Below are 22,047 nucleotides of genomic sequence, written 5' to 3'. Positions count from 1 at the left end.
AAAAGTTAACAACTTATAGTTAAATGTCAAACGATATTTATCGTATAAGTTGTTTTTTTCTCGCTAAGATTGTATATTTCGCCTAGGTTCATCTTACCGCTGTGTTTGGCCCTAACGCGAAGCTTCGCAGAATGCACGGGCGCCCGCCGTCCACGCGCCGAACCCGCTCGCCACCATGTTGGCGATCACCTGGCAGACATATCTCTTTTGGGCGGGATTGTTGCCGGGCCCCGCATGATAACGGGCAGCCGCCAATGTCCAGCTGCCTTCCCTGGCCCGCAACTCCTTGAGGAAATGCGCTGCGAAATCGACATTTTCATGCGGATCGAACATTGCCTCGAGGGAGCGGAAATGGCTGCCATGGAAATGATGATTGATTTGCATGCAGCCGACGTCGATCAGCCAAGCGCCGCTTTTCCGTGCCTCTTCGAAGCGGTGCAATGCTTCATCCAAATTCGCAGCGAAAAAAACGGGGCCATGGAGATTGAGCGCGAAGGGCTGCAACGATCCCCGCCGCCCGGTTTCGGTCAGGCCGACCGCATAAAGCACGCCCAGCGGAACATCGTATCGCTTGGCCGCCTCTGTCATTTCGCGTTCGCAAACTTGCGATTGCACGGGTCCGGCAAAGCTAGACGTCTCAGAGATAAAGCTCGCCAAAGCGATGGCGAGTGCCGCTCCCGTCCCGCGTTTCATCCGCGCTTTTCGGACGGGACTGCTGGCGATCATCTTGCGGCGACGGACGGTCATGGGAGCTTGGGCCTCCGTTGGTTTGGCCGGTGGTTTGGTCATTTGCCTGGGCCACGGATTGTTGCGGGGTCTGCGGGTCAACCATCCTGAGCGCAACATTTTCGAGGGTAAATCCAGCGGCTTGCAGTCTGCTGACAAGCAAATCTTTGTCCCTTCCAAGCAGCTGCATCGTCTCCGGACGTTCGGTTTCAACACGAAGATCGAGCTGTGATCCGGCAAGCCGCAGCTTGACGGTGACCTTGCCCAAGATTTCGGGATCGAGCTGCAACTGCAGGGTCTGGACTCGAGGTATCGAGAGGGGCGATTTTGTCATGCCTTCGATGTCGCGCGGAAGGATCGTTGGCGCGCTTGCCGGGCTGTTATCCAGCTTCCCCGATCCGGCTTCTGCCACAACAAATTTGGCCACCTGCTGGGCGGGAACATTGGGTGGGCCTGCTTGCGCCTGGCTGACATCCAAATCGTTGGCCGCCGTGGCTGCGACACGCGGTTCATGAGCACCGATTGCGTCGCGTTCCTGGCTTCTAAGAGATTCGACGATTTCACCAGCGGCATTGCCGTGACCGGTATCATCTGAAAGCCGGGCGGTTTCGCCGGGCTGAGAAGGGGCCGGCTCGAGCCCCGGGACGAACTTTAATGGCGCACTCCCTTGGGCCGGCGAAAGTCGAGTGGCCGGGGCAAAATACGTTCGCTGATCGATGACCACAGCCGCAACCGGTGTCCAAGGGGAGAAGCCGGAACCAGAACCGCCACGTGGTTCTTGCGCCAGGCCAAGGCTGGGATTGGCTTGCATGCGGACGCGATCGGGCGCGGGCGCCCCGGTGCGTGGCGGAAGTCCGAGGGAAGCCGCTAAGCGGAAGACGTCCGTGCCCGCCGGAGCATCGGAGCCCGGCACTGTCGGAGCCCCGTCTCCCACAAGCGGTTGCAAACGCGCTGGTAACGCTTGCGGCCATGGCGAAACAGGCGCCGCCCCCAGAGGGGCGGTATTTGCCGGCATGGCTGTTGAGTCAGACCCATTGTCCTTGGCGTCGCTAGCCGTTGTGGACACGGCTAGCACGGCATATCCCAATGCTAGCGGGGATGTCATGAGATTGGCGATATCACTAGGAACAGCGGCACTATGCGAATTGCGGGGGGCATCAATCGTCGGGCGGCGGCCAGCGGACGGACGCTCGCCCTTCCCAAGGGAGGCCTCTCCTCCAAGAGCCGCCATAATTCTGGCGGGCGCCTCACTTCCGGCGCCGGGGCTCATGCATGGCGCCGTCGAATCGGACTCTTTACCGTGCACCCCGTCAAGACCAGCCAACCCACGGCGCAGATTCGTTGTTCCAGACAAAGCCTCGCCAGCCGTTAAAGTTGTGCCCGTCGAACCAGCATCCGGTTCGACCGCTTCCGTCCTCGATCCTCCTGTGCCGTTCGCATCGGAGGTTTGTGCATCCAGCGGAAAACTCTCCGGCGGATCAGCGGTCGTAGAATGAAAGTCCAAGGCAGCTGTTGCTGAGCCAGCTCCCCCTTGCCTGTTTGCCTCGGCGGCTCTTGCCGCTAGGAGCAAGCTCTGCCGGGGGGCTGCCGGCGCGTCTCGGCCGGCAAGACTCGCAACGGCGGCCGCATCGCCAAGCTTGCCCCCGGTGAGAGACAAACCTGCCAGATGGCCATCAAAATCTCCAGGCAGGCCGTGCTCCTTATGTGAACTCGCGGGATCCGCAGATTTTGCTCCCGCGGACATTGCCCTTGAGTCAAACAAGCCCGAAGCTGTTCCCAAGGACCCATCAACTCCGTTCACGGCGCCTTCCCTTCCAACACGTCATCTGCTTCTCCAAGCTGCCGCTGAGCGAGATCGATCAGCTTGGATGCCGATGCGGCTGCCGGAGATTGACTGTTTGAAGCAACAGCGAGTTCATTTGAGTCAAGCTGGCGCGGCTCGCGCTGATTGCCAGGGTCATCCCCGATCTGCTTCGCCAATGAGGCAACCACCTCTTTGAGTTGAACATCCTGTTTGGGCAGCCGCGACGCATCGACCGACTCGAACTCGCGGACGCCTTTTTCATATTGGTCCGTCAAAATAAGCGCCGCCGATTCGTAAAGCGTGGCCCGTGCGCGCTCGGCACTGGCATCTGCCGCCAGCACACCCGCCTTCCGTGCAGCAAACAGCGCCGTGCCGGGCTTTCCGTCGATGACGTTTTTTCGGGAAATCTGCAAATAAAGAGCGAGCTGGCCCACGGAATCGATCTGGCCAACCAATTCTTCGAGAGCGGCGAATTGGCTTGGATTGACCATCAGTCCGAAATGAAGAGCCGACGAAACGAAACGCTGCCGGAAACTCTCGAAATAGGCCGAATGAGGAAAACGCCAAATGTACTCACTCGACAAAAAGGCGAATTTGTCGATATCGGCGATTTCGTCGGCGAGAACGAGTTCGCGGCGCAAAGCCGTTTCTTCCACCAAGGTTCCCGGCACCAAAATGCGCGCAAGATCGAGCAACCGGATCGCTTCTCCAGGATTTTCTTTCGCGGCCAAAGCGGCTTTAATCATAGCGACATGGCCAGCAGTCGCCGGCGCCACGGTCTTTGGATCGATCGTTGAAAATATTTTTTTCGCTTCGGCTTCCCGCCCCTCGACATAGGCCAGCGCCCCCTGCATGAGTTCGAGTTCAGGCTGTGGCGGCAGTCCCGTCTCGATTGCCTTTCGAATGACCCGCGCCTGACCGCCGCTGAGTGTATAAAGCACGGCGGCACGGGCATTCTTCGGATCGCGCCACACGTCGCGGTCAGATGCCAGGAGGCGCTCAGCCATCTGCTCGATAAGCTTTGGCAACTTGCCTCTGGCACTGGCGTTCCCGCGCACGATTTGGTCTTGGATGGCTAGGATCGACCGGACGATCTCGAAAGGCTGTTTGGTTTCAAGCCGGCCGCCTTCCTCCCCCAGCGCCTGGCTCGCGCAGAACGAGGTGAGAGCCAAACCAAACAGATATTTTGCCCTCAAGGTCATGACTTTTCCTTCCGTAGCAGGACTTCGATCCTCCGGTTTTCCGACGCATTGGGATTGTTGGGCGATTTGAGGTGATGATCGGCATAACCCTCGATATTCTCGATGCGCTTTTCGCTCACGCCTCCACGCGCAAGCATATAAAGAGCCATTTGCGCGCGCGCCGACGACAGCCGCCAATTGTCGTATGCCGCTGTTTTATATTGACGCCCATCCGTATGACCGCGGACGACAATGGAACCTGTCCCCCCCTTCAAAATCCGGCCAATCTTTTCCATAATTTGAACCGTCTCTGGCTGTGGTTCCGCGGAGCCTATGGCAAACATCGAAAAGCGCGCGTCATCCGTGAGGCTAATAAGAATACCATCAGCCGTTGCCTGCACATCTATGTGAGGCTGATTTGTCATGTGAACACCGTGGCTGACCGCCTCCCCGATGTCCGATTTCAATTTTGCGGCCGCGGCAGCGCGCGCGGCATCCGGGCTTTGTTCCACTTGCGAAGTCTCGGCCAATTGTACGCTGCCTTGCTGGTCCATAGCTTTCTCAAGAGGAGCGCCGTCGGCAGGGTCCTTCTGGATTGGCGTGTTTGCTGGGGCACGTGCATGGGGCTCATTGATATCTTTGCTTTGCGACTCGTTGAGTTTAGCCTCCTTGGTTCCGGTTTCCTTGTCTTGAGACTCCTTGTCTTGCGCGCCGCTCATTTGTAGCAGTGGCAATAAGCTTTCGCGTACTGTTTCTGGCACATGCGGCGTGGTCGTGAAAGGATCACTGAACGAGTTTGACGGATCGGTGGCTGCGCCCGCAGGCTTACCAGATGATGAAGCCTGCGCTGCAGCAGGGGCGCTCGCCGCTATTTCCGTCAGAACCGCATAAGGATCGCGGAAGAGTGCGGCCTCAGTAAGCGCCGGTGCATCTGGACCCGCTTTGCACGCGACATCAATTTCCGTCTTCTTCGCAGGGTTGCGTTGACTCGATTTTGATTCGTCTGGCGATTCCTTGATGTTTGGTCCCGACCCCATTTCCGTATCCTTCGGATCTCGGAAGCCTTTTTTTAGCGTGGTCATGTCGACGAGTTTCACCGGGTTGAAATATTGCGCAACCGTATGTTTCGTTTTCTCACTGGTAGAACTGATCAGCCACAGAACGAGAAAAAGCGCCATCATCGCCGTCATGAAGTCGGCAAAGGCAATTTTCCAGGCGCCTCCATGAGGAGCATCATCGTGACCCGAATGGCGCTTGATAATAAAGATTTCCTGGTGTTCAGGGTTCGCCATCGCTTACTCCAGCTGCGATTTGATGCATTCGAGCCACGCCTCCATACGGGATTCAATCATCGTTTGACCGGCGATGATCCGCACATCGATCGCAGACTCCGGTGAGAATGCGATAGCGCGCGCACCAGAGCCGAGCTTTTCCCGAAGCATGGCCAAAAGATCTTCTGGACCGTAAATTTCAACGAGAGGTTGCTCGCTCCCGCCCAGAAGCACTCCAAGATTTTCGGCAAGAAGTTCCACCATTTTGCGGCGCAGGGCCTCGACAACGAAAGGAGCAAGGACCCGCTCCACGCTCGCAGCGATATTCGACTCGATGACCGCGAAACCGTCTTTGATGGCACGGGCCAGAGTTTCGCCTTCCTGACTAGACCATCGCTGACGTTCAGAGGCGAGCCGACTCTCAGACTGCAACCGCTCCTGCGCCATGAGCGTCTCATGGCCGGCGGCGGCGGCGGCACATCCTTCGTCAAAGCCCTGCTCGCGGGCGGCAAGCAACAAAGCCTCTGGATCTGGGGCTGCCGGTGCCTCCAGCAGTCCGACGCCCGCACCGTCTTGGCTCGCTTCATCAAGACCAGAAACAACCGGCGCTGACCCAAATTCGTCCAAATAGCGGGCGACCGGACATGTTATTTTCCGATGGCTCATTGATGCAGCCATTGTTTCAAAACTGCTGCGGCTTTCTCTTCGTCGAATTCAATGATTTGCTCCAGCCGCTTTTGCGGAGAACGCCTTGGATTTCCAGTCAAATCCTCAATCAGATTTGCCTCTGGTGTTACGCTCCAATTCGGAAGCTGATTTGCTTCCGTGGCGCTGGACTCTGCATCCGACAGATTCTCAAGCGCTGCCAATTCAGCGGCAGCTCCAGCCTCTCTTGAGGGCATCGACAAAATCGCTTTCGTCGCCGGGCGCAAACCGAACCAAATCAGAAGCAATGTGACAACGAGAATCGTTGCGGCGTTTACAACGGTGCCTGCCTGACGCAGCAACATTTCGCCGATCTGCGGCGGCGGCTGCGGAGCAAGTTCATGTCCTGAATCGACAAAATCAACCGCCATAACTTTGATAACATCGCCACGTTCGCTTCGCGACCCCGCCGCAGAGGCAACCAATTGCTGAAGTTCATTCAAGCGCCGCTCGACCGCATCAGGCGCAGGATTACCACCTAGCGAAGCAAGCAGATTGGCCCGGTTGACGAGCACCGCAACCGAAAGATTGTCGATCCCATAACCGCCGCTCACCGTGGAGACTGTCTTCGATGAGACTTCGTAATTGGTCAGTTCTTCTTGCTTGCGGTTTTCTTCGTTCGACTGCTTGCCATCACTGGCGCTCGGACTTTCTTGAGGAAGATTACGCTGTACAGTGGCTGGCGAGGAATTGGTGGCGTTTTGCGAGACCTGATTCTGTTTGACGGTCCGAACAGACCGTTCGACGCGCGAATCCGGATTGAAGATCGTCTCGTTCGTCTGCTTTTTATCGGTATTCAATCTGGCGGCGACGCTGATTTGAAAATTGGCCAATCCCAGATAAGGCGTGAGTGTCTTACGGATATTATCGAGTATCTCCCGGGAGACTGTTTTTTCAAGCGACAGCATCGCGCCTGGCGCAGCGTCGGCCTGATCGTCGCCCGATGCGAGCAGCAGGCCATCTGTGTTAAGCACCGTGACCTCGGCGGGCGTCATTCCAGGAATCGCGGACGCGACCAAATGGCGTATGGCTTTCGCCGCGACGATATCGTCCGGCGTGTCGGAGCGAACGACGACGGAGGCGGAAGGCGGCTGCCGGACCCGCCGGAACGACCCTTCATCGGCCAAGACAATGTGCACGCGGGCAGCCTTGATCCCCCGCATCAGCTGGATCGTGCGCGCGAGCTCGCCTTCAAGCGCCCTGACGCGTGTTACTTCTTGCATAAAGGAGGTCAGGCCAAGCGAACCCAGCTTATCGTAGAGTTCATTGCCGGCATTCGGGCTGTTTGGCAGGCCTTTCTCCGCCAGCAGCATCCGTGCCCGCGCCGTTTCTCCATAGCGGACAAGCACGGTGCCACCGTCCGAACTGACGTCGAACGCGATGTCAGCTTCCTTGAGAGCTCCCGCAATCCTGCCGACATCCTGCCGGTCAAGGCCGGCGTACAAAACTTCCGAGGCTGGCCTGCTCAAAAAATAGCCTGCCAGACCGGTCATCGCGAAGACGGTCACGCCGATCACGCCAAGCGCTATGAGGCGGCGTGAGCCAAGACCGAGAAGACTGGCCCAGAGACGTTCAATCTGCTTCTGCACCGCCACCCGCCGCCTCGATCGACCCCATCATGTGTGATGCGCAATCTGAGCCGGAAAGCTTGCCTGGACATTGCAAAAATGACCGCGCTTCCGAAGGAAGCCCGGTCTCAACGTCACGGCATCTCGCTCGCTGCAATCACCCGCAGCTCAGTTTCATCATTCGCTCTCCCATCCCGCCTCCTTGGAACAAGTCTCCTGCTCGCTTTGATGCGACTTTTCCCAGTCGCTGATCGACTGCGTCTCCGAGCCTGACATCTTATTGTTCATGCAGGCGCAATAGGCTGCGACGACGGTCGCGGTTTGGTTCTCATCTTGGTTGTCGTCTACGCATTTCTTGATCCAGGCGGCATCGTCGGCGTTGGCAAAGGCTGGGCCAACTCCCGGCACTTGCGCTACAATAGCAACAGCAAGGAGGGCAATACGGCTCAATGTCATCGTTCTGCTCCATGTGTGATTCAAGAGGCTCCCCGCAGGATTGTCCATTGGCTTATCTGGCTTATAACAACGCCGGTTTGCCGCCAGCCGTCTGTTTCGAAGGCAATGCATGACCCGAGGAACCAAAAGCGATCCAGAAATCGGCTTCCGCTTAGGCTGCCCTTGAAGGCGTGACATATTCCAAAATCGATAGACCTGCGAATACCAGTCTTCAACAATAGCAAAAAATCTATCTCCCTTATGAACCTGCCAATCACCACAAAACGCCTGATAAGCCATTAAGGTTACGAAATAAGGCGGGTGCGGTCCGGCAGCGCCACGATTTCATCCTAGGTGCGCAATGAGACGCAGCTGAACATCGCTGCTGGGTTCCGCAGCGAGAGCACCCCCTTCGAGATCAAGCGTTCTGACGTGACCTTTGCCAGGAGAATTTCGGCACGATAATTCCTGGTGGCATCCCGCGAAATACAAAGAGAGGCCGCGATTTTCCTTTAACGCGGCCTCCGATGCGCGGCGTTATCCAAACAACTTCAGGATCAGCTGCGTGTTGGAGTTCGATATGCTCAGCGCCTGAATGCCCAACTGCTGCTGGACTTGCAAGGCAGCGAGCTTGGTCGCGGCTTCATTCATGTCGGCATCGACGAGCGAACCGACGCCCGTGGTCAGCGAATCACTCAGGTTGGAAACATATCCCTGCTGAGTCGTGAGATTGGTCGTCGTCGAGCCAAGAATGCTCGATGCGGTTGTGATGCTCCCGATCGCGGTCTCGACGTCGGTGAGCATATTGGCCAGGTCACCGGCGGTCGCCGCCGTAATATTCAATGTGAGGATCGAGGCCGCCGTGTAGGCCGCTCCGCTTATTCCCAAAATGCCGCTGGTCGCGCCGGTTGTCGCATCGAACAGCGCCGTCTGTGTTGTATCAACGCTCAGAAAGCTGACGCCGTTCGTCGAATCATAAGAGGCAACAAGGTTCACTGTGCTGCCAGAGGTTTCCAGAAAGTTCTGGCCGTTAAATGTAGATGAACCGCCAATACTGATCAATGACGCCTGTTGCTTGGCGATGTCGGTTTGAATAGCATTCAAATCGGCGCCGGGCTGCGAGGCTGTCACGAGATCGTTCTTGATCTTGTCAATTACCTCAATCGATTTGTTCAACGCCGATGTCATGGTTGACACCATCGATTGACTTTCGCTGAGCGCGTCGTTTACCGCACCGAGGGCGCCAACATTCGATTTCATCTTGGTCGCAATCGACCAATAAGAGGCGTTATCGGCAGCGGTGTTGATGCGCAGACCGGTCGATACTTGATTCTCGGTATTTTGCAAATTCATCTGCGTTTGCGTAAGGGACGCAAGCGCGGTCATCGCGGATGTATTGGTCAGTAGGCTCGACATTGTATGTCCCTAAAATTGTTTGATGCTGCGGGGACATACCGGATTTTCGCCGGTACGGCAGAGCGGCATAATGCCTTTGGATTCTTATAACCGATCCAATCCGCCATGTGTTCGTGATATCAAAGGATGATTGCGCAATGTTTAACGCGAGCACCCGCGGTTACAGATATTTGGTTAGGCGTAAGACCTTACCAAACTGCCAATGAGCAAATTCCAACCATCGATGAGGATAAAGAATAAAATTTTAATTGGAAGCGCGATGACCGATGGCGGCAGCATCATCATTCCCATCGACATCGTCAGCGTGGACACGATCATATCGATGACCAGAAACGGCAGGGCGATCAGAAACCCCATTTCAAAGCCGCGGCGCAATTCCGAAATCATGAAAGCTGGAATCAGCACCCTGATCTCACCTTTCGCCTGATCCTTCGTTTTGAAATTGTCACGCGCCAAATCCTCAAAAAGTTTGAGATCCTTCTCGCGCACCTGCGACATCATGAATTCCCGGAAGGGCTCAGTAATTTTGCCAAAAGCTTCCTCCTCCGGCATGCTGTTGTTCATCAGCGGCTTGACCCCATCATCCCAGGCGCGCTCGAATGTCGGCGCCATGACATAAAACGTCATGAACAAAGATAAACTTATAAGAATCAAATTTGCGGGCGTGCTTTGCAAACCTAGTCCAGACCGCAGAAACGACAGGGCCACCGCGAAGCGCGTAAAGCTTGTCACCATGACAAGCAAACCAGGCGCGACCGAGAGCACCGTCAATAAGGCGACAATTTGAATGATCCGGCTGCTGACCGTCCCGCTTCCTTGCGGGATGAGAGAATTTAGGTCCGGGACTTGCGCCTTGGCGGCCATCGCGGAAACGATCAGCAGAGCCGCCGCGAGGAACGTCTTTTTCATTGAACCACCAAGGTTTGAACGATGAGTTCTCGCACCAATCCCCCAGAGCGCGTGGAGGCGCGTTCGTTTAAATCTTCCCGCAAATGCTGCAAACCGCTGGCGCCGCCAATCTGTGCCAAGGATAAGGTCCGCATGAAACCAAGTAAGTCCTCGGCAATCTCGGCGGCAAGCAGATCTGGCTTCGGGACAGCCTTCATATCGAACACAATCGAGGCTTGCACTCTGACCCAGCTATCGCTGGGCTCGGCCAGATTGGCGATGATCGGGGGCAGTTCCCGGACGAATGTTTCATTCCCATATTTCATGTCGCTGGCCTTGCCCGCGGGCCCGGCCGCGGCCGGCGGCGGCTTGGCCGACGCGGCGCCCAGCAGAAGGCCGAGACATGTCCCCGCCGCTGCTGCGCCCAGGGTTAACCCCGCCAGCACGGCGGCCCAGACAAGGGGCGGCTGGACCGCGGGCGCCGGCATTGCTGGCCGCTCTTCCTCGTCGCTCATTATCACGCCATCCACCCCCTTCAAAGCGGCTTCAAGCGATCGTAAATCTGCTGCAAAAGGGCCGGCTGCTGAACTTCCATGATCCGGCCCCGGCCACCGTAGGAAATCCGCGCCTCTGCGATTTTGTCGTATGAAATCGTATTTTCCTTAGAGATATCTTGCGGGCGCACGATTCCCGCAACATTCAACAAGCGCAATTCAAAGTTTACGCGTACTTCTTGCGAGCCGCTGACGATCAAATTCCCATTGGGAAGGACATCCGTCACAACGGCGGCTATCGCTAACTGAATCTTCTCGGCGCGATCAATCGAGCCTTGACCCTGGGTGACAGACTTCGCGCTCGACTCGAATTCTGGCTTGAGTTCGGACGTGTTGTTGTTGACCCCGAGTTTGAAATCAAATCCCGTGTCAACTTGCGCGGAAAGAGAACGATCCGTCGCATTGCCAAAGGTCGCGCTGTCGTTGATCGCAATATGTACGGTTACGACGTCGCCGATTTTGGCGGCTCTAGGGTCGCTAAATATATCGGCGCGGCCGCCGTTCCATATCGACGAACCGCTGTTGGCCCTGGGCGAGGGGAGGAAGAGAGCGCTTGCGGAAGGCTGCACATCTGTGATGAGCCCCGTGCCGACGGGACTCATGAAGGGCTCTCTGCCAATCTCTCTGACGTCGCCGGCGCATCCTGCTACTGAGAGAATGGCAAAGGTGAGAGGAGCCAATACCCGCATATTAGGATCTTTTTCCTTGCGGCGCGTTTTCCGGCGCAAGCATGCCATGCGCCAATTGCGCGGCGCGACTTGGCTCCATCTCATTGAGAATCGTACCCGCGACCCGAGGCGGCAGTTTCGCGATGACGGCGGCGGCGATCGCGTCGTCCATGACCGCAAGCTGCAAGGCGGCGGCATCTGGTTTCATATGGGAATAGATAGCGATCACGTCATCGGTGGCTTTTTTCATCGCTTCGTCGTGCTTCTTTAGCCATTCGACGAGCTGTGTTTTCCTCGCCTCCAACTCCGTGAGGCGCTGCTTGATTTGCGCCTCCAAATCGACAAGTTTCGACGTTTGCCATGCTATCCTTGCGTCGCCGGCGATCGCTTGATTGTTGAGGCAAAATTGCTTCGCCTCGATGGGTGCAGCGGCTGGTTCCATCGTCTTCGCCGCATCGGCTTTCTTTTGTTCGACGCAGCCTCCAGAAATGGGTATGCAGGCAACGCCAACTGTAAAAGCAATGCCGGCTGAACGCATCAAAAGCAAAGAGCGGGTCATGGCGACAGTATCCCATGTGGTAAGCATCGGCCGCTTTGCCGCGTATCACGGCGGTGATCTGCCCGGATGCGAATTGTGAACCATTCAGTCCAAATCGAATTAAATCACTTGTAGGACGCTCGCTCGCCGATCGTCACGCCAATTGATGACACCGGAAATGTTTCGCGGCCTGTGAATTTGCATGGACCGTTTCATAAGCCCCACTGCTCTTTCTGGAGCCCGCTCCGATGCGGCAAACCGAGAATGACCGAACTAGCTTGTGTAAGGCTGCCGCCTCGCCGACGGATCATTGGACAACAAGATCGGCGTGCAACGCACCCGCTGTTTTGATCGCTTGGAGGATCGCGATGATCCCGGACGGCGTCAATCCGATTTTATTCAACCCATTGACCAAGGTGCTAAGGCTTGGACCTCGGACGATCGAAATCGGGCCTCCTTGCTGAGTCGCGTCAATCTCTGTGTTCGGCGTGACCACGGTCCTACCCCTGGCAAATGGGTTGGGTTGCGAAACTTGCGGCATCTCGCTGATCTGCACGGTGAGATTTCCCTGTGTCACGGCGACGGTGGAAATCTGCACGTCCTGGCCGATGACGACGGTGCCGCTCCGCGAGTCCATGACGACCCTCGCTGGTGTGTCCGCCTCTACAAGAAGCTCACCCAATTCGGCAATGAAGCGGGTTGTTCCGATCCGCGGCGGCCTCGTCAAAAGGACAGACCGCTGATCCTCCTCATGCGCCAGACGCATGCCAAAATGGCGTCCAGAATAAGCGTTGATCGCATCGGCGATACGCACGGACGTAGCAAAATCAGGGTTTCTCAGGATCATGACGAGCGGCCCAACGTCATGCAATTGCCCAGGGACTTCCCGCTCCATCACGGCGCCATTTGGAATACGACCCGCCGTCGCGACGTTCTGGGTAATCGTCTCTGCCTGCCCAGCAACGGAAAATCCCGCGACGGCAACCTGCCCTTGGGCAATCGCGTAGGTCTGCCCGTCGACACCGGTAAGCGCGGTGAGAACCAAGGTTCCGCCGAGCAGCGAGGTCGCATCGCCAAGCGAGGATACCGTGACATCGACACGCGATCCTGGCTGGATGAACGCCGGTAAGTCGGCGGTGACCAGAACGGCGGCGACGTTTCGGGTTCGCAAAACATTGCCGCGGCCAATGCTTCGGATATTGACTCCCATCCGGTCGAGCATGGATTGCAGGGATTGCGCAGTGAAAACGGAATTGGCGAGCGTATCGCCGGTCCCTTGCAAACCGACAACAAGCCCATATCCAACGATTTGATTTTCGCGAACGCCCTGAATGGTCGTGATGTCCTTAATTCGCACAGAGGCGGCGGCCGGAAAGCTCGTCAAGACAACCATGCAAAGCAGAAATGTGATGCAGAACTGCCAAGTCAGGCGCGGTTGCAGCATCAGCTGCCACCCACGCGGATCGATCCGTCAGCCTGCACGGCTCCCGAAACCGTGATCCCGCTGCCAAGGTTGCGGACCAAGATGATTTCCCCAACGCTCCCCGCCTGCAGGGCGGTCCCATAGGCGGTGATCGCGAGCCCTCCGTCTTCAAAGAAAATCCGGACCTTCGCGCCATTGGCGATCGCCTTTGGATCTGCGACCGCGTTCAGGGGAATCGGCGATCCAGGCAACAATGTGCGCCGCGCAACTTTGCCAACAATCGCCGCACGGCTCTCAACTGCGGGAAATTTGCTGCTTGGAGAATCGGTGGAAAAATCGCGGTCAATCAGGCTGCCGTCCTTGATAACCTCGCCCGGATAAATGATGGTTATAGGCACAGGCAAAATATTGGATTCGGCGGCGAAAACCGGGCCCTGCCAAGCCACAACACCAAGCCACAACGGTCCGGACACGCCAAAAAACGCCGCGATGTTTCTGAAAAATCGCCTGCCGCGCATCAGCGTTACCCCAGATTCTTCGAGACCGTGCTCGCCATGTCGGACGCCGCTTGGATGACTTTCGAGTTCATCTCATAAGCGCGTTGCGCCGAGATCAGATCGGTAATCTCCTTCACGGGATCGACGTTCGAGCTTTCAAGGTAACCTTGACTGATCAAGGCGAAGCCAGGATCACCCGGAAGTCCTGTGACCGGCGTTCCGGAAGCGTCGGTTTGCTGATAGAGGTTGCCGCCAAGCGGCAAAAGGCCGGCATCATTGGCAAAAGTTGCCAAGGTCAGCTGGCCGATCTGTTGTTGGGCCGTTTGATTGGGGATGGTCGCCGAGACTTGACCTGACTGGTTGATGGTGACATTCACCGCGTTGCTGGGAACCGTCATCGCGGGACTGACAACATAACCGTCGGTCGTCACGATCTGGCCGTTCGCATTCGTGTTGAATGCACCCGCCCTTGTGTAGAGAGTTCCGCCGTCGGAGCCCGTGACCTGAAACCAGCCGCGACCCGTCAATGCAAGATCGAGCTGGTTCCCGGTATTGGCAAGCGCGCCTTGAATGTGAAGATTGCGAATCGCAGCCGTGCGCACGCCAAGACCAAGCTGCGCTCCTTCTGGAATCGTATTGTTTTGGCCCCGGCTCGAGACGCCCTGCAACCGCTCGGCTTGGTAGATCAGGTCCGTGAACTCGGCGCGCGCGCGTTTAAACGCCGTCGTATTTATATTGGCGATGTTGTTGGCGATGACTTGAACATTCAAGTCCTGCGCGGCCATTCCGGTCGCGGCAATCGATAAAGCCCGCATGATATTACCTCATATCGCCATTTGGCTGATGGTCTGATAAGCAGAGACGATTTTATCGCGGATGGCGATCGCGGTTTGCAGCGAGCGCTCGGCGCTCATCACCGACTCGACGACATGTTGGACCGATGTCTGGCCTTGCAGACCCGAGATCGCGGCCGACTCTCCAGTTTTGAGCGTATTGATGGCTTCGCCGACTTGCGCGAAGACCTGACCGAAATCGGAACCCGCGGCGGCAGCTGCTGTTTGTTGCGCGGCCGGCAGGGCTTGCGCCACCGCCGAGGTTCCAAACAAAGAACTTGCAAGAGAAAGCGCAGGGATCATGAAGAATTCCTCAAAAGGTCGATTGTCATGGAAGAGAGGCTGTTGGACTGCTTGATGACTTGGAGATTGGCTTCATAGGAGCGGTTCGCCTCGCGCAAGTCGGCCATTTCCACGAGCAGCTCGACATTCGGAAGTTTGACGAAACCGTTGGAATCTGCGGCCGGGCTGCCAGGGTCATGTTCGATCCGGAAAGGCGTGCGATCGACTCCAACCCTTTTGATCCGCACGAGATTGGCGCCCGTCGCTTGATCGAGTTCGCTCTCGAAGGTAACGGTTTTTCGCGCGTAAGGATCAGCGCCAGGCGCCGGACCCGTGGATTGCGCATTCGCCAGATTTTCGGCGACGATTCGCAGTCTGGCGGACTGCGTTTCAAGACCCGAACCGGCAATCTTGATCGCCGCGTCGATGGGATCGATCATGGTCTATCCCTTGAGGCTCGTCATGAGCATTTGATTGAAAGCCTTCACAACGGCATTGTTCAGCGAAGCTTTTGACGTCACCTCGCCGGATTTCAACAGCTCTTGGTCAAGACTGACGGAATTGCCGGAATGGGAAATTTCCCAAGCCGGCCCTTCCCTGACCGGCACCAGATCGGGAGAGGCCGGATCGGCGCCGATATGCGCCGCGTCGGTGGCGGCCATCGTCAAATTCGTGTCGTTGAACACTGTTTCAAAGGGCGGCACATCGGCAGCCCTGTAGCCGGGCGTATTGGCGTTGGCAATATTTTCCGCCACCGCGACTTGGCGCGCGGACAGCCAGCGCGCCTGTTGCGCGGCAAGATCAAAAAGATGAACTGGTCCCATCGGCAATCCCATCCGAATTCGCCTTCAACGGAGGATTTAGCGGCCAGCCCTTGCCCCAGGCTGTCCCCATCCCAAAGCCCCTTACAGAAGGCGGCCTGCTGAAGGTGGATTGGCGTGGCGAAGGTGTATGTTTGAGTATCTGCGGCCCATGGCCGCCTGGAGATACCGCGACGTTCAGGGACAGAAGCAGTGCCGAGCACCCTAGGATCGGGGCCAATTGATCATCGAAGCGGTTGGAGCCGAGTGTCTTTTCAAGCGTCTCGACGCGCACCTCGAGAAGCACAATTCTATTGATTGCCGAATTTACCATGGACCAAGCGAAGGCGAGGAGGGACCCCATTACGACGAGCGCCGCTGTGAGGGCAACAAACACCCAAGTGGAGACTTGAATCATTTGGCTGCCCCGCGAGTGGCTGCGTCTGTCGAGATGAAAGCGTTACGCCCGCCCGACGTGCAGAACCAAAGCTGAGCCGTGTATCAAAAAAATCTGAGCTGTCAACGGAGCATCCGCCGTCTGGATCGGCCAGACCCAGCGAGAATGGTTTGTGTTCTTACCGAAAGGTGCGGGTTCGCACACAAGGGCCTGCCGTCTCCGGCTACCGTAACCCTCCAGCGAAAGTGTTTGAACCTGATAAGAGGGGCAGACCATGAAAAGTCTCAAGAAGATCGTGATTTTTTGTTTGGTCACCTTTGCCGCGACCAGCGCAGCCAATACGCGCTTCCTGTAGGAGCCTGCAACTCTCTGTATCTCCCGTGTCCGCCTCAAGCGCCAGATTTTGACCGTGATTAAAAGCGCCAAGGTGGCGGCCGCATTCAAACGAGCTTTCGATGAGCGGTTTGCATGCGGCGAGGCTGTGCCAGTTGGCGCGAACCGATAAAGGCCGGTGCCGGCAACCTCGTTCGGCCTGATATCATCTTCTCCTCCGCGCGCGGTGCTAGCCCAGTCCGGCCGAAAGACCGGTCTCAGCGGCGGCGAAAAACAAACAGAGCCGTTGTTGCGAGAACGATTATTGAAGGCAATATAGACGCGATGAAGGAATACACGGATTCAATTACATTTGCCATTGTGAGCGCGCGTAGCAGACAATCCGCCGCCGGTCTGTTCAAAATTGCTCATGGCAGAAATCTCCTTCCAGCGCGAGACCTCAACCCGCTCTGGCATCTCAAACAATCGTGCTGCTGTTATCGAGACCCTTCGTTCCGGAGGCTCTAAGCGCGGCATCAGCCTCATCGACGGAACTATTTAGACACGGCACGAGTTTCGTCCGTGTCCAGTCACATTCACTGGCGAAAACAATCCAATCCATCGAAAAACTATTGTAAGCGCGCCCAGCCGGGCGGCTTTACTTTTATGGAGCACAAATCATGGACAAAGATCGGATCGAAGGATCGGCGACTGAAATCAAGGGCAAAATCAAGGAGGTCGCCGGCAAGGTACTTGGCGATGCCAAGTTGGAATCCGAAGGCAAGGCCGATCAAGCGGCAGGCAAAATCCAGAACGCTGTTGGCGGTGTCAAGGACACGCTCAAGGGCAAATAACCGCTCCGGGGTTCCCGTTGCCCGGAACCCCATGTTCGCACTGTTGCCGCTACCTGTTGGCAAGAGTGCGAGCAATATGTCCTGGACAACGAATGACGGCGGTTCATCGGCTCCTTCCTACGCTCCCAAAAGCGAAGGGGTTTAGCTCATGAACGACTGACTCCCAGAAACTGAAATTCCAAGGAAGGTGTGAGATGAGCACAATTTTGATTATCCTCGTGCTGTTTCTACTGCTCGGAGGTGGTGGCTACTATGGTCACAGCATGTATGGCGGGGCGGGCCTCGGCGGCGTTCTTGGCCTGGTATTGACCATTGCCGTCGTGGTTTGGCTGCTTGGAGGCTTGCGCATCGGCTGATCGTGCCATTGACAAAGGAGCAGACCAGCGTGATTTGCGGATTTATGTCTTAAGTCATAGAACATGAAGGGTTCGGGAGCGAACTTCGCGTGATTGAGCCTTTCAAGGACATTCAAGATGCGCGGGCGCTCGCGCAAGCCATCGTTGACACGGTGCGCGAACCGCTGCTCGTGCTTGACGGCGACCTGCGCGTGCTCGCCGTCAGCCGCTCCTTCTATTTGACGTTCCGGGTCCAACACCAGGACGTGCTGGGCCGGCCACTGTATGCGCTTGGCGACGGCCAGTGGCATATCCCAGCTCTTCGCTCCCTTCTGGAGAACATCATCCGGGAGCGCACCTCTATGGACGCGTTCGAAGTCGAGCATGAGTTTCCAAGGATTGGCCGCCGGATCATGCTCCTGAATGCCCGTGCGGTGTTCTACGCAGACCACTCCCACACGACCCTTCTTCTTGCTTTCGAGGATGTGACCGAGCGGCGGATCATCGAACGTGAGAAGGAAGAGCTGTTGCGGCAGACGGAGGAGTTGCTCCGGCAGAAAGACGTGCTTCTCCAAGAGATGGAGCACCGGGTCGCCAATAGTCTGCAGATTATCGCCAGCATCTTGATGATAAAGGCGCGCACGGTCACCTCGGAGGAAACGCGCTTGCACCTTCATGACGCGCATCAACGTGTCATGGCGGTGGCGGCCGTGCAGCAGCATCTTCACGCCGCCGAAAGTTTCGATCAGATCGAGATTGGTCCTTATTTGACGCGGCTGTGTGAAAGCCTTGCGGCCTCGATGATCGGTGACAGCCGGCCGATCTCGCTGCAGGTTCTCGTTAACGGAGGCACTGCCCAGTCAGCCAAGGCCGTCAGCCTCGGCCTGATCGTCACCGAGCTGGTGATCAACGCTCTGAAACACGCCTTTCCCAAAGACAGACCGGACGGTCAGGTCATCGTCAGCTATCAGATCGACGGGCTAGACTGGAAGCTTGTCGTGTCCGACAATGGGGCCGGAAAGCCGGATGGCATCGCAACTCCAACGAGGGGTGGCCTGGGGACGACCCTCGTCAAGGCGCTCGCGCAGGACCTCGACGCAACGGTCGAAGTTGTCAGCGGTTCTGGAGGCGTGAACGTGTCCCTCACGCATACGTCTTCTACCTCGCGGCAACGCCAAACTGTGTGATACGGGGAAGGCTGGCGTCGAGCGCTTGCGGCCCGAGCCGAAAGACCTACTGCGCATGTGGCCCGGTCTCGAAACGGGTCAATAGGCCAATGAGCGGAGCCTCACTCTTCGGTCAAGTGACGCAAAGCCTTGGAGCGCCGCTGCATGACGTTTCTGATGCATTCGTAGAGACCGACGCCGGGATGGGCCGAGTTCAGCTCCTCAACGCAAGCTTCGCGGCGAGCCAGAAAAGCGCGCTGATCGTTTAAGATGTCCTCTTTCTCGGAGGGATCGGAGTTCGCCCGCGCCTCGTCGTAAAGCGCGGCAATGTCACGATCCATCGCCATGAGTTCTTGGGACTGGCAGATCGTATCCTCGACCTGGGACTCGGCTTTGCCGCAATTGATCGCGGGAGTGTCCTGAGCCAAGGCTGTGCTGTTTAAGGCAAAAACCATGTAACAGACGGTTAGAAGTAACGTCATGGAAAAGTACGACACGAAAATATCCTCTTCAAAAGAATTCTATTTCGAAAAATCACGAAGTTGTTGGGAACGCTCGATGCTGCCTCAATCCCCAAACGATTGTCAAATAGCATCAGATTAAGACAGGACGGGACGTGTCATCTGGGGAAAGAGTGGAAAAACAGGCTCAAGCAGTCCATTTCGCGCATAATACTGCCACTCTGCTGATTCGCGTTTGCGTGCTAACATCCCATATTCCCACTTAGGAGCCGCAATTTCTTGACCGATGTCCTTTCGCTCGCTGCCCTCGATCCTCCCGTGCAGGGGATCGCTGCCCGCGCGCGGGCGGGCGGCTCCCGCTATTTCGACGGGCTGAACGCCAAGCAGCGGGAAGCCATCGAGGCGATCGACGGGCCGCTGCTCGTGCTGGCGGGCGCGGGTACCGGGAAAACCCGCGTTCTCACCACCCGCATTGCGCATATTATCGCGCAAGGCCGCGCCCGCGCGCATGAAATACTTGCCGTGACCTTCACCAATAAGGCGGCGCGGGAAATGAAGGAGCGAATCGCGGTGCTCGCCGGGCCGGTCGCCGAGGGCATGCCGTGGCTCGGCACGTTCCACGCGATTTCGACAAAGATTTTGCGCCGCCATGCCGAGCTTGTCGGTCTGAAGCCCGGCTTCACCATTCTCGACACGGACGATCAGATTCGGCTGCTCAAACAAGTTCTGCAAGCCGAAAATGTCGACGACAAGCGCTGGCCTGCCCGCGCCCTCGCGCATCAGATCGATGCCTGGAAAAATCGCGGCCTCGACGTCGCACATGTGCCCGCGGGCGAGGCTGCGGCGTTCGCCGATGGCAAAGGCGCGGCGCTCTATAAGCTCTATCAGGAGCGCTTGAAAATTCTCAACGCCGCCGATTTCGGCGATCTTCTGCTCGAAACCTTGCGGCTCCTGCGCGAAAATCCGGAGGTCTTGAAACTCTATCAAGACCGCTTCCGCTACATGCTCGTGGACGAATACCAGGACACCAACACGGCGCAATATTTGTGGCTGCGGCTGCTGGCGCAAGGGCGCCACAATGTCTGTTGCGTTGGCGATGACGACCAGTCGATCTATGGCTGGCGGGGCGCCGAGGTCGATAATATTTTGCGCTTCGAGAGCGATTTTCCAGGCGCGAAAATCATTAGGCTCGAGCGCAATTACCGCTCGACCGGACATATCCTCGCTGTCGCGGCAGGTCTTATCGCGCACAATGAAGGGCGGCTGGGAAAAACGCTGTTCACCGATGGTGCCGATGGCGAAAAGCCGACCGTCACCGGCGTTTGGGATTCGGAAGAAGAAGCCCGCGTCATCGGCGAAGAGATCGAGCAATTGCAGCGCAAGGGTCACGCGCTGGATGAGGTGGCGATCCTAGTCCGCGCCTCGTTCCAGATGCGCGAATTTGAGGAACGCTTCATCACGCTCGGCCTGCCCTACCGGGTGATCGGCGGCCCGCGCTTTTATGAGCGCGCCGAGATCCGCGATGCGCTGGCGTATCTGCGTTGTGTCGCGCAGCCTGCCGATGATCTCGCGTTTGAGCGCATCTACAATCTGCCGAAACGCGGCCTCGGCGATGCGACCCTGCAGCTGCTCCATGATCATGCGCGGAGCGCGCGTATACCCTTGATGCAAGCGGCGTGGAGCATGGTCGAGACCGAAGACTTAAAGCCGAAGCAGCGGCAGACCTTGCGCAGCCTCCTCGCAGATTTTTCTCGCTGGTCTGAGTTGATTGACGACAAGCCGCAGGGCGAACTCGCCGAGATGATTTTGGAAGAGTCCGGCTACACCGACATGTGGCGGAAGGAAAAGACCGCCGATGCCGGAGGCCGTCTTGAAAATCTGAAGGAGCTCGTCCGCTCGATGGAGGAGTTTCCTGATCTTGGCAGCTTCCTCGAACATATCTCGCTGGTAATGGACGCCGCGAATACCGACTCCGGCGCACGCGTGTCGATCATGACCTTGCATGCGGCGAAGGGCCTTGAGTTCGAGACCGTGTTCCTGCCGGGTTTTGAGGAAGGCCTGTTCCCGCATCAGCGTTCGCTCGACGATCAGGGCCGCGCCGGGCTGGAGGAAGAGCGCCGCCTCGCCTATGTCGGCCTAACGCGGGCCAAGCGCCGTGCAAAGATTTATTTCGCGACCAACCGGCGCATTCATGGCCTGTGGCAGACGACGATTCCCTCACGGTTTTTGGATGAACTGCCTGCGGCGCATGTCGAGGTCGTCGAGGCGGCGACGGGTGCAGCCTATGGCGGCTATGCGCAATCGCGCTTCGCCAACATGGACAGCTATGGCTCGTCCTACACGACGCCCGGCTGGCAGCGCGCGCAACGGCGTGGCGAGGAGATGAAGCGGGACACGCGAAGCGGTTTTCGAGACAGCCGGGCGCGGCGCGGCCCACTGCAGATCGAGGGAGAGCTTGTGGCAAGTTCGAGCGCCGGTTCAACCTATGCGAAAGGCGCGCGGGTGTTTCACACGAAATTTGGTGGCGGCACGGTGGCGAGCGTCGACGGCAATAAGCTCACCATTGATTTCGACAAGGCTGGCCGCAAGATGGTTCTGGAGAGTTTTGTCCGGGCGGGCTGAGCGTGTCCGGTCTTGCTCCCTGTTGATGGTTCACCCATCAGTAATGTCCGGTTTTGAGGGCCAATCGGACAAAAGTGTTTCACGTGAAACGATTTGGTACGATTGACGGTCTTCGCAAGCGCACCTCTTAAAGCGCAGCACGGTACGAAGCTTGGCTTTGGGGCGAGCGAAGGAATGCGGTAGGATTTATCTGGGGGAATTTCTCTTATGGCGATGTTGCGCTGATCGGAACGTAAGCCGTGGCGAAACATCGTCGCGAAGTGCCTTACCGGCTACTCTGCTGCGACAAACCGCAGTCCATCGGCGATTCC

General features: G+C 57.3%; 25 protein-coding genes. 4 read left to right on the top strand and 21 right to left on the bottom strand.

The features are described from left to right. Positions 1-111 precede the first annotated feature (111 nt). The 20 genes from QEV83_RS17965 to QEV83_RS17870 all read right to left on the bottom strand — a co-directional run bounded on the left by QEV83_RS17965 (position 112) and on the right by QEV83_RS17870 (position 16,325). Positions 112-588 carry a transglycosylase SLT domain-containing protein gene (locus tag QEV83_RS17965; protein ID WP_348273241.1) on the bottom strand — a complete coding sequence of 159 codons (477 nt, stop codon included), beginning with the start codon at positions 586-588 and terminating at the stop codon, positions 112-114. A gap of 49 nt (positions 589-637) precedes the next feature. Then, positions 638-2,527, bottom strand: a complete 1,890-nt coding sequence (locus QEV83_RS17960; protein ID WP_280129020.1) for a flagellar hook-length control protein FliK — start codon at positions 2,525-2,527, stop codon at positions 638-640. After that, the gene (locus QEV83_RS17955) at positions 2,524-3,732 is read right to left on the bottom strand and encodes a hypothetical protein (RefSeq protein WP_280129019.1); all 1,209 of its coding nucleotides are present in this window, start codon (positions 3,730-3,732) and stop codon (positions 2,524-2,526) included. The genes QEV83_RS17960 and QEV83_RS17955 overlap by 4 nt, the downstream gene beginning before the upstream one ends. Next, the gene (locus tag QEV83_RS17950) at positions 3,729-5,003 is read right to left on the bottom strand and encodes a MotB family protein (RefSeq protein WP_280129018.1); all 1,275 of its coding nucleotides are present in this window, start codon (positions 5,001-5,003) and stop codon (positions 3,729-3,731) included. The genes QEV83_RS17955 and QEV83_RS17950 overlap by 4 nt, the downstream gene beginning before the upstream one ends. Positions 5,004-5,006: 3 nt before the next feature. Then, a complete protein-coding gene (locus QEV83_RS17945) occupies positions 5,007-5,648 on the bottom strand; it encodes a hypothetical protein (RefSeq protein ID WP_280129017.1) in 642 nt (213 codons plus the stop codon). Beyond that, positions 5,645-7,282 carry a flagellar basal-body MS-ring/collar protein FliF gene (gene fliF, locus QEV83_RS17940; protein WP_280129016.1) on the bottom strand — a complete coding sequence of 546 codons (1,638 nt, stop codon included), beginning with the start codon at positions 7,280-7,282 and terminating at the stop codon, positions 5,645-5,647. The genes QEV83_RS17945 and fliF overlap by 4 nt, the downstream gene beginning before the upstream one ends. 150 nt (positions 7,283-7,432) lie before the next feature. Further along, on the bottom strand, positions 7,433-7,990 hold the full coding sequence (locus tag QEV83_RS17935; protein WP_280129015.1) for a hypothetical protein: 558 nt from the start codon (positions 7,988-7,990) through the stop codon (positions 7,433-7,435). Between the two features lie 237 nt (positions 7,991-8,227). Further along, a complete protein-coding gene (locus QEV83_RS17930; protein WP_280129014.1) occupies positions 8,228-9,043 on the bottom strand; it encodes a flagellin in 816 nt (271 codons plus the stop codon). 237 nt (positions 9,044-9,280) lie between these two features. Beyond that, positions 9,281-10,015, bottom strand: coding sequence for a flagellar type III secretion system pore protein FliP (fliP, locus tag QEV83_RS17925; RefSeq protein WP_280129013.1), 735 nt, complete (start codon positions 10,013-10,015; stop codon positions 9,281-9,283). Beyond that, entirely contained in the window at positions 10,012-10,509 is a 498-nt protein-coding gene (locus tag QEV83_RS17920) for a flagellar basal body-associated FliL family protein (RefSeq protein WP_280129012.1), read from the bottom strand. The genes fliP and QEV83_RS17920 overlap by 4 nt, the downstream gene beginning before the upstream one ends. Before the next feature lie 20 nt (positions 10,510-10,529). After that, positions 10,530-11,150, bottom strand: a complete 621-nt coding sequence (locus QEV83_RS17915) for a flagellar basal body L-ring protein FlgH (protein ID WP_348273240.1) — start codon at positions 11,148-11,150, stop codon at positions 10,530-10,532. Positions 11,151-11,238: 88 nt separating this feature from the next. Continuing rightward, positions 11,239-11,775 (bottom strand): hypothetical protein, encoded by a 537-nt coding sequence (locus QEV83_RS17910; protein WP_280129010.1) that lies wholly within the window; start codon positions 11,773-11,775, stop codon positions 11,239-11,241. 286 nt (positions 11,776-12,061) lie between these two features. Beyond that, positions 12,062-13,198 (bottom strand): flagellar basal body P-ring protein FlgI, encoded by a 1,137-nt coding sequence (flgI, locus tag QEV83_RS17905; protein WP_280129009.1) that lies wholly within the window; start codon positions 13,196-13,198, stop codon positions 12,062-12,064. After that, on the bottom strand, positions 13,198-13,650 hold the full coding sequence (gene flgA / locus QEV83_RS17900; RefSeq protein WP_280129008.1) for a flagellar basal body P-ring formation chaperone FlgA: 453 nt from the start codon (positions 13,648-13,650) through the stop codon (positions 13,198-13,200). Before flgA ends, flgI begins: the two co-directional genes overlap by 1 nt. Before the next feature lie 50 nt (positions 13,651-13,700). Continuing rightward, entirely contained in the window at positions 13,701-14,489 is a 789-nt protein-coding gene (flgG, locus tag QEV83_RS17895; RefSeq protein ID WP_280129007.1) for a flagellar basal-body rod protein FlgG, read from the bottom strand. Positions 14,490-14,498: 9 nt separating this feature from the next. Further along, complete coding sequence (locus QEV83_RS17890) at positions 14,499-14,810, bottom strand: flagellar hook-basal body complex protein FliE (protein ID WP_280129006.1); 312 nt, start codon at positions 14,808-14,810, stop codon at positions 14,499-14,501. Continuing rightward, positions 14,807-15,229: a flagellar basal body rod protein FlgC gene (flgC, locus tag QEV83_RS17885; protein WP_280129005.1), complete on the bottom strand. Its 423-nt coding sequence runs from the start codon at positions 15,227-15,229 to the stop codon at positions 14,807-14,809. The genes QEV83_RS17890 and flgC overlap by 4 nt, the downstream gene beginning before the upstream one ends. A gap of 3 nt (positions 15,230-15,232) precedes the next feature. Next, a complete protein-coding gene (flgB, locus tag QEV83_RS17880; protein ID WP_280129004.1) occupies positions 15,233-15,613 on the bottom strand; it encodes a flagellar basal body rod protein FlgB in 381 nt (126 codons plus the stop codon). Further along, entirely contained in the window at positions 15,591-16,007 is a 417-nt protein-coding gene (locus QEV83_RS17875) for a hypothetical protein (protein ID WP_280129003.1), read from the bottom strand. Before QEV83_RS17875 ends, flgB begins: the two co-directional genes overlap by 23 nt. A 42-nt stretch (positions 16,008-16,049) precedes the next feature. Beyond that, positions 16,050-16,325, bottom strand: a complete 276-nt coding sequence (locus QEV83_RS17870) for a hypothetical protein (RefSeq protein ID WP_280129002.1) — start codon at positions 16,323-16,325, stop codon at positions 16,050-16,052. Between the two features lie 653 nt (positions 16,326-16,978). On the opposite strand from QEV83_RS17870, the gene QEV83_RS17865 reads away from it, so the two are divergent. From QEV83_RS17865 to QEV83_RS17855, 3 genes are all read left to right on the top strand, one after another. Beyond that, on the top strand, positions 16,979-17,152 hold the full coding sequence (locus QEV83_RS17865; protein WP_280129001.1) for a CsbD family protein: 174 nt from the start codon (positions 16,979-16,981) through the stop codon (positions 17,150-17,152). A 194-nt stretch (positions 17,153-17,346) separates the two neighbouring features. Next, positions 17,347-17,508 (top strand): DUF3309 family protein, encoded by a 162-nt coding sequence (locus tag QEV83_RS17860; RefSeq protein WP_280129000.1) that lies wholly within the window; start codon positions 17,347-17,349, stop codon positions 17,506-17,508. Between the two features lie 89 nt (positions 17,509-17,597). After that, positions 17,598-18,674: a histidine kinase dimerization/phosphoacceptor domain -containing protein gene (locus QEV83_RS17855; protein ID WP_280128999.1), complete on the top strand. Its 1,077-nt coding sequence runs from the start codon at positions 17,598-17,600 to the stop codon at positions 18,672-18,674. Positions 18,675-18,775: 101 nt separating this feature from the next. On the opposite strand, the gene QEV83_RS17850 is transcribed toward QEV83_RS17855, so the two are convergent. Beyond that, positions 18,776-19,150 carry a lysozyme inhibitor LprI family protein gene (locus QEV83_RS17850; protein WP_280128998.1) on the bottom strand — a complete coding sequence of 125 codons (375 nt, stop codon included), beginning with the start codon at positions 19,148-19,150 and terminating at the stop codon, positions 18,776-18,778. A gap of 243 nt (positions 19,151-19,393) precedes the next feature. Between QEV83_RS17850 and QEV83_RS17845 the strand changes: the two genes are divergently transcribed. Continuing rightward, a complete protein-coding gene (locus QEV83_RS17845) occupies positions 19,394-21,736 on the top strand; it encodes a UvrD-helicase domain-containing protein (protein WP_280128997.1) in 2,343 nt (780 codons plus the stop codon). Positions 21,737-22,047 lie beyond the last annotated feature (311 nt).

The sequence above is a fragment of the Methylocapsa sp. D3K7 genome, from assembly GCF_029855125.1.
Classification (GTDB): Bacteria; Pseudomonadota; Alphaproteobacteria; order Rhizobiales; family Beijerinckiaceae; genus Methylocapsa.
The sequence above is the reverse complement of the archived record's forward strand: the minus strand, read 5'-3'. Positions and strand labels throughout refer to the sequence as shown.

Excerpts from the sequence above, each read along its gene's own strand:
- QEV83_RS17950 (WP_280129018.1), bottom strand. The coding sequence starts at position 5,003 with ATGGCGAACCCTGAACACCAGGAAATCTTTATTATCAAGCGCCATTCG.
- QEV83_RS17965 (WP_348273241.1), bottom strand. The coding sequence starts at position 588 with ATGACAGAGGCGGCCAAGCGATACGATGTTCCGCTGGGCGTGCTTTAT.
- QEV83_RS17915 (WP_348273240.1), bottom strand. The coding sequence starts at position 11,150 with ATGAGTCCCGTCGGCACGGGGCTCATCACAGATGTGCAGCCTTCCGCA.
- QEV83_RS17945 (WP_280129017.1), bottom strand. The coding sequence starts at position 5,648 with ATGAGCCATCGGAAAATAACATGTCCGGTCGCCCGCTATTTGGACGAA.
- flgG (WP_280129007.1), bottom strand. The coding sequence starts at position 14,489 with ATGCGGGCTTTATCGATTGCCGCGACCGGAATGGCCGCGCAGGACTTG.
- QEV83_RS17920 (WP_280129012.1), bottom strand. The coding sequence starts at position 10,509 with ATGAGCGACGAGGAAGAGCGGCCAGCAATGCCGGCGCCCGCGGTCCAG.
- QEV83_RS17935 (WP_280129015.1), bottom strand. The coding sequence starts at position 7,990 with ATGGCTTATCAGGCGTTTTGTGGTGATTGGCAGGTTCATAAGGGAGAT.
- QEV83_RS17955 (WP_280129019.1), bottom strand. The coding sequence starts at position 3,732 with ATGACCTTGAGGGCAAAATATCTGTTTGGTTTGGCTCTCACCTCGTTC.
- QEV83_RS17930 (WP_280129014.1), bottom strand. The coding sequence starts at position 9,043 with ATGAATTTGCAAAATACCGAGAATCAAGTATCGACCGGTCTGCGCATC.
- QEV83_RS17860 (WP_280129000.1), top strand. The coding sequence starts at position 17,347 with ATGAGCACAATTTTGATTATCCTCGTGCTGTTTCTACTGCTCGGAGGT.
- flgB (WP_280129004.1), bottom strand. The coding sequence starts at position 15,613 with ATGGGACCAGTTCATCTTTTTGATCTTGCCGCGCAACAGGCGCGCTGG.
- QEV83_RS17875 (WP_280129003.1), bottom strand. The coding sequence starts at position 16,007 with ATGATTCAAGTCTCCACTTGGGTGTTTGTTGCCCTCACAGCGGCGCTC.
- QEV83_RS17865 (WP_280129001.1), top strand. The coding sequence starts at position 16,979 with ATGGACAAAGATCGGATCGAAGGATCGGCGACTGAAATCAAGGGCAAA.
- QEV83_RS17910 (WP_280129010.1), bottom strand. The coding sequence starts at position 11,775 with ATGACCCGCTCTTTGCTTTTGATGCGTTCAGCCGGCATTGCTTTTACA.
- QEV83_RS17890 (WP_280129006.1), bottom strand. The coding sequence starts at position 14,810 with ATGATCCCTGCGCTTTCTCTTGCAAGTTCTTTGTTTGGAACCTCGGCG.
- flgI (WP_280129009.1), bottom strand. The coding sequence starts at position 13,198 with ATGCTGCAACCGCGCCTGACTTGGCAGTTCTGCATCACATTTCTGCTT.
- flgC (WP_280129005.1), bottom strand. The coding sequence starts at position 15,229 with ATGATCGATCCCATCGACGCGGCGATCAAGATTGCCGGTTCGGGTCTT.
- fliP (WP_280129013.1), bottom strand. The coding sequence starts at position 10,015 with ATGAAAAAGACGTTCCTCGCGGCGGCTCTGCTGATCGTTTCCGCGATG.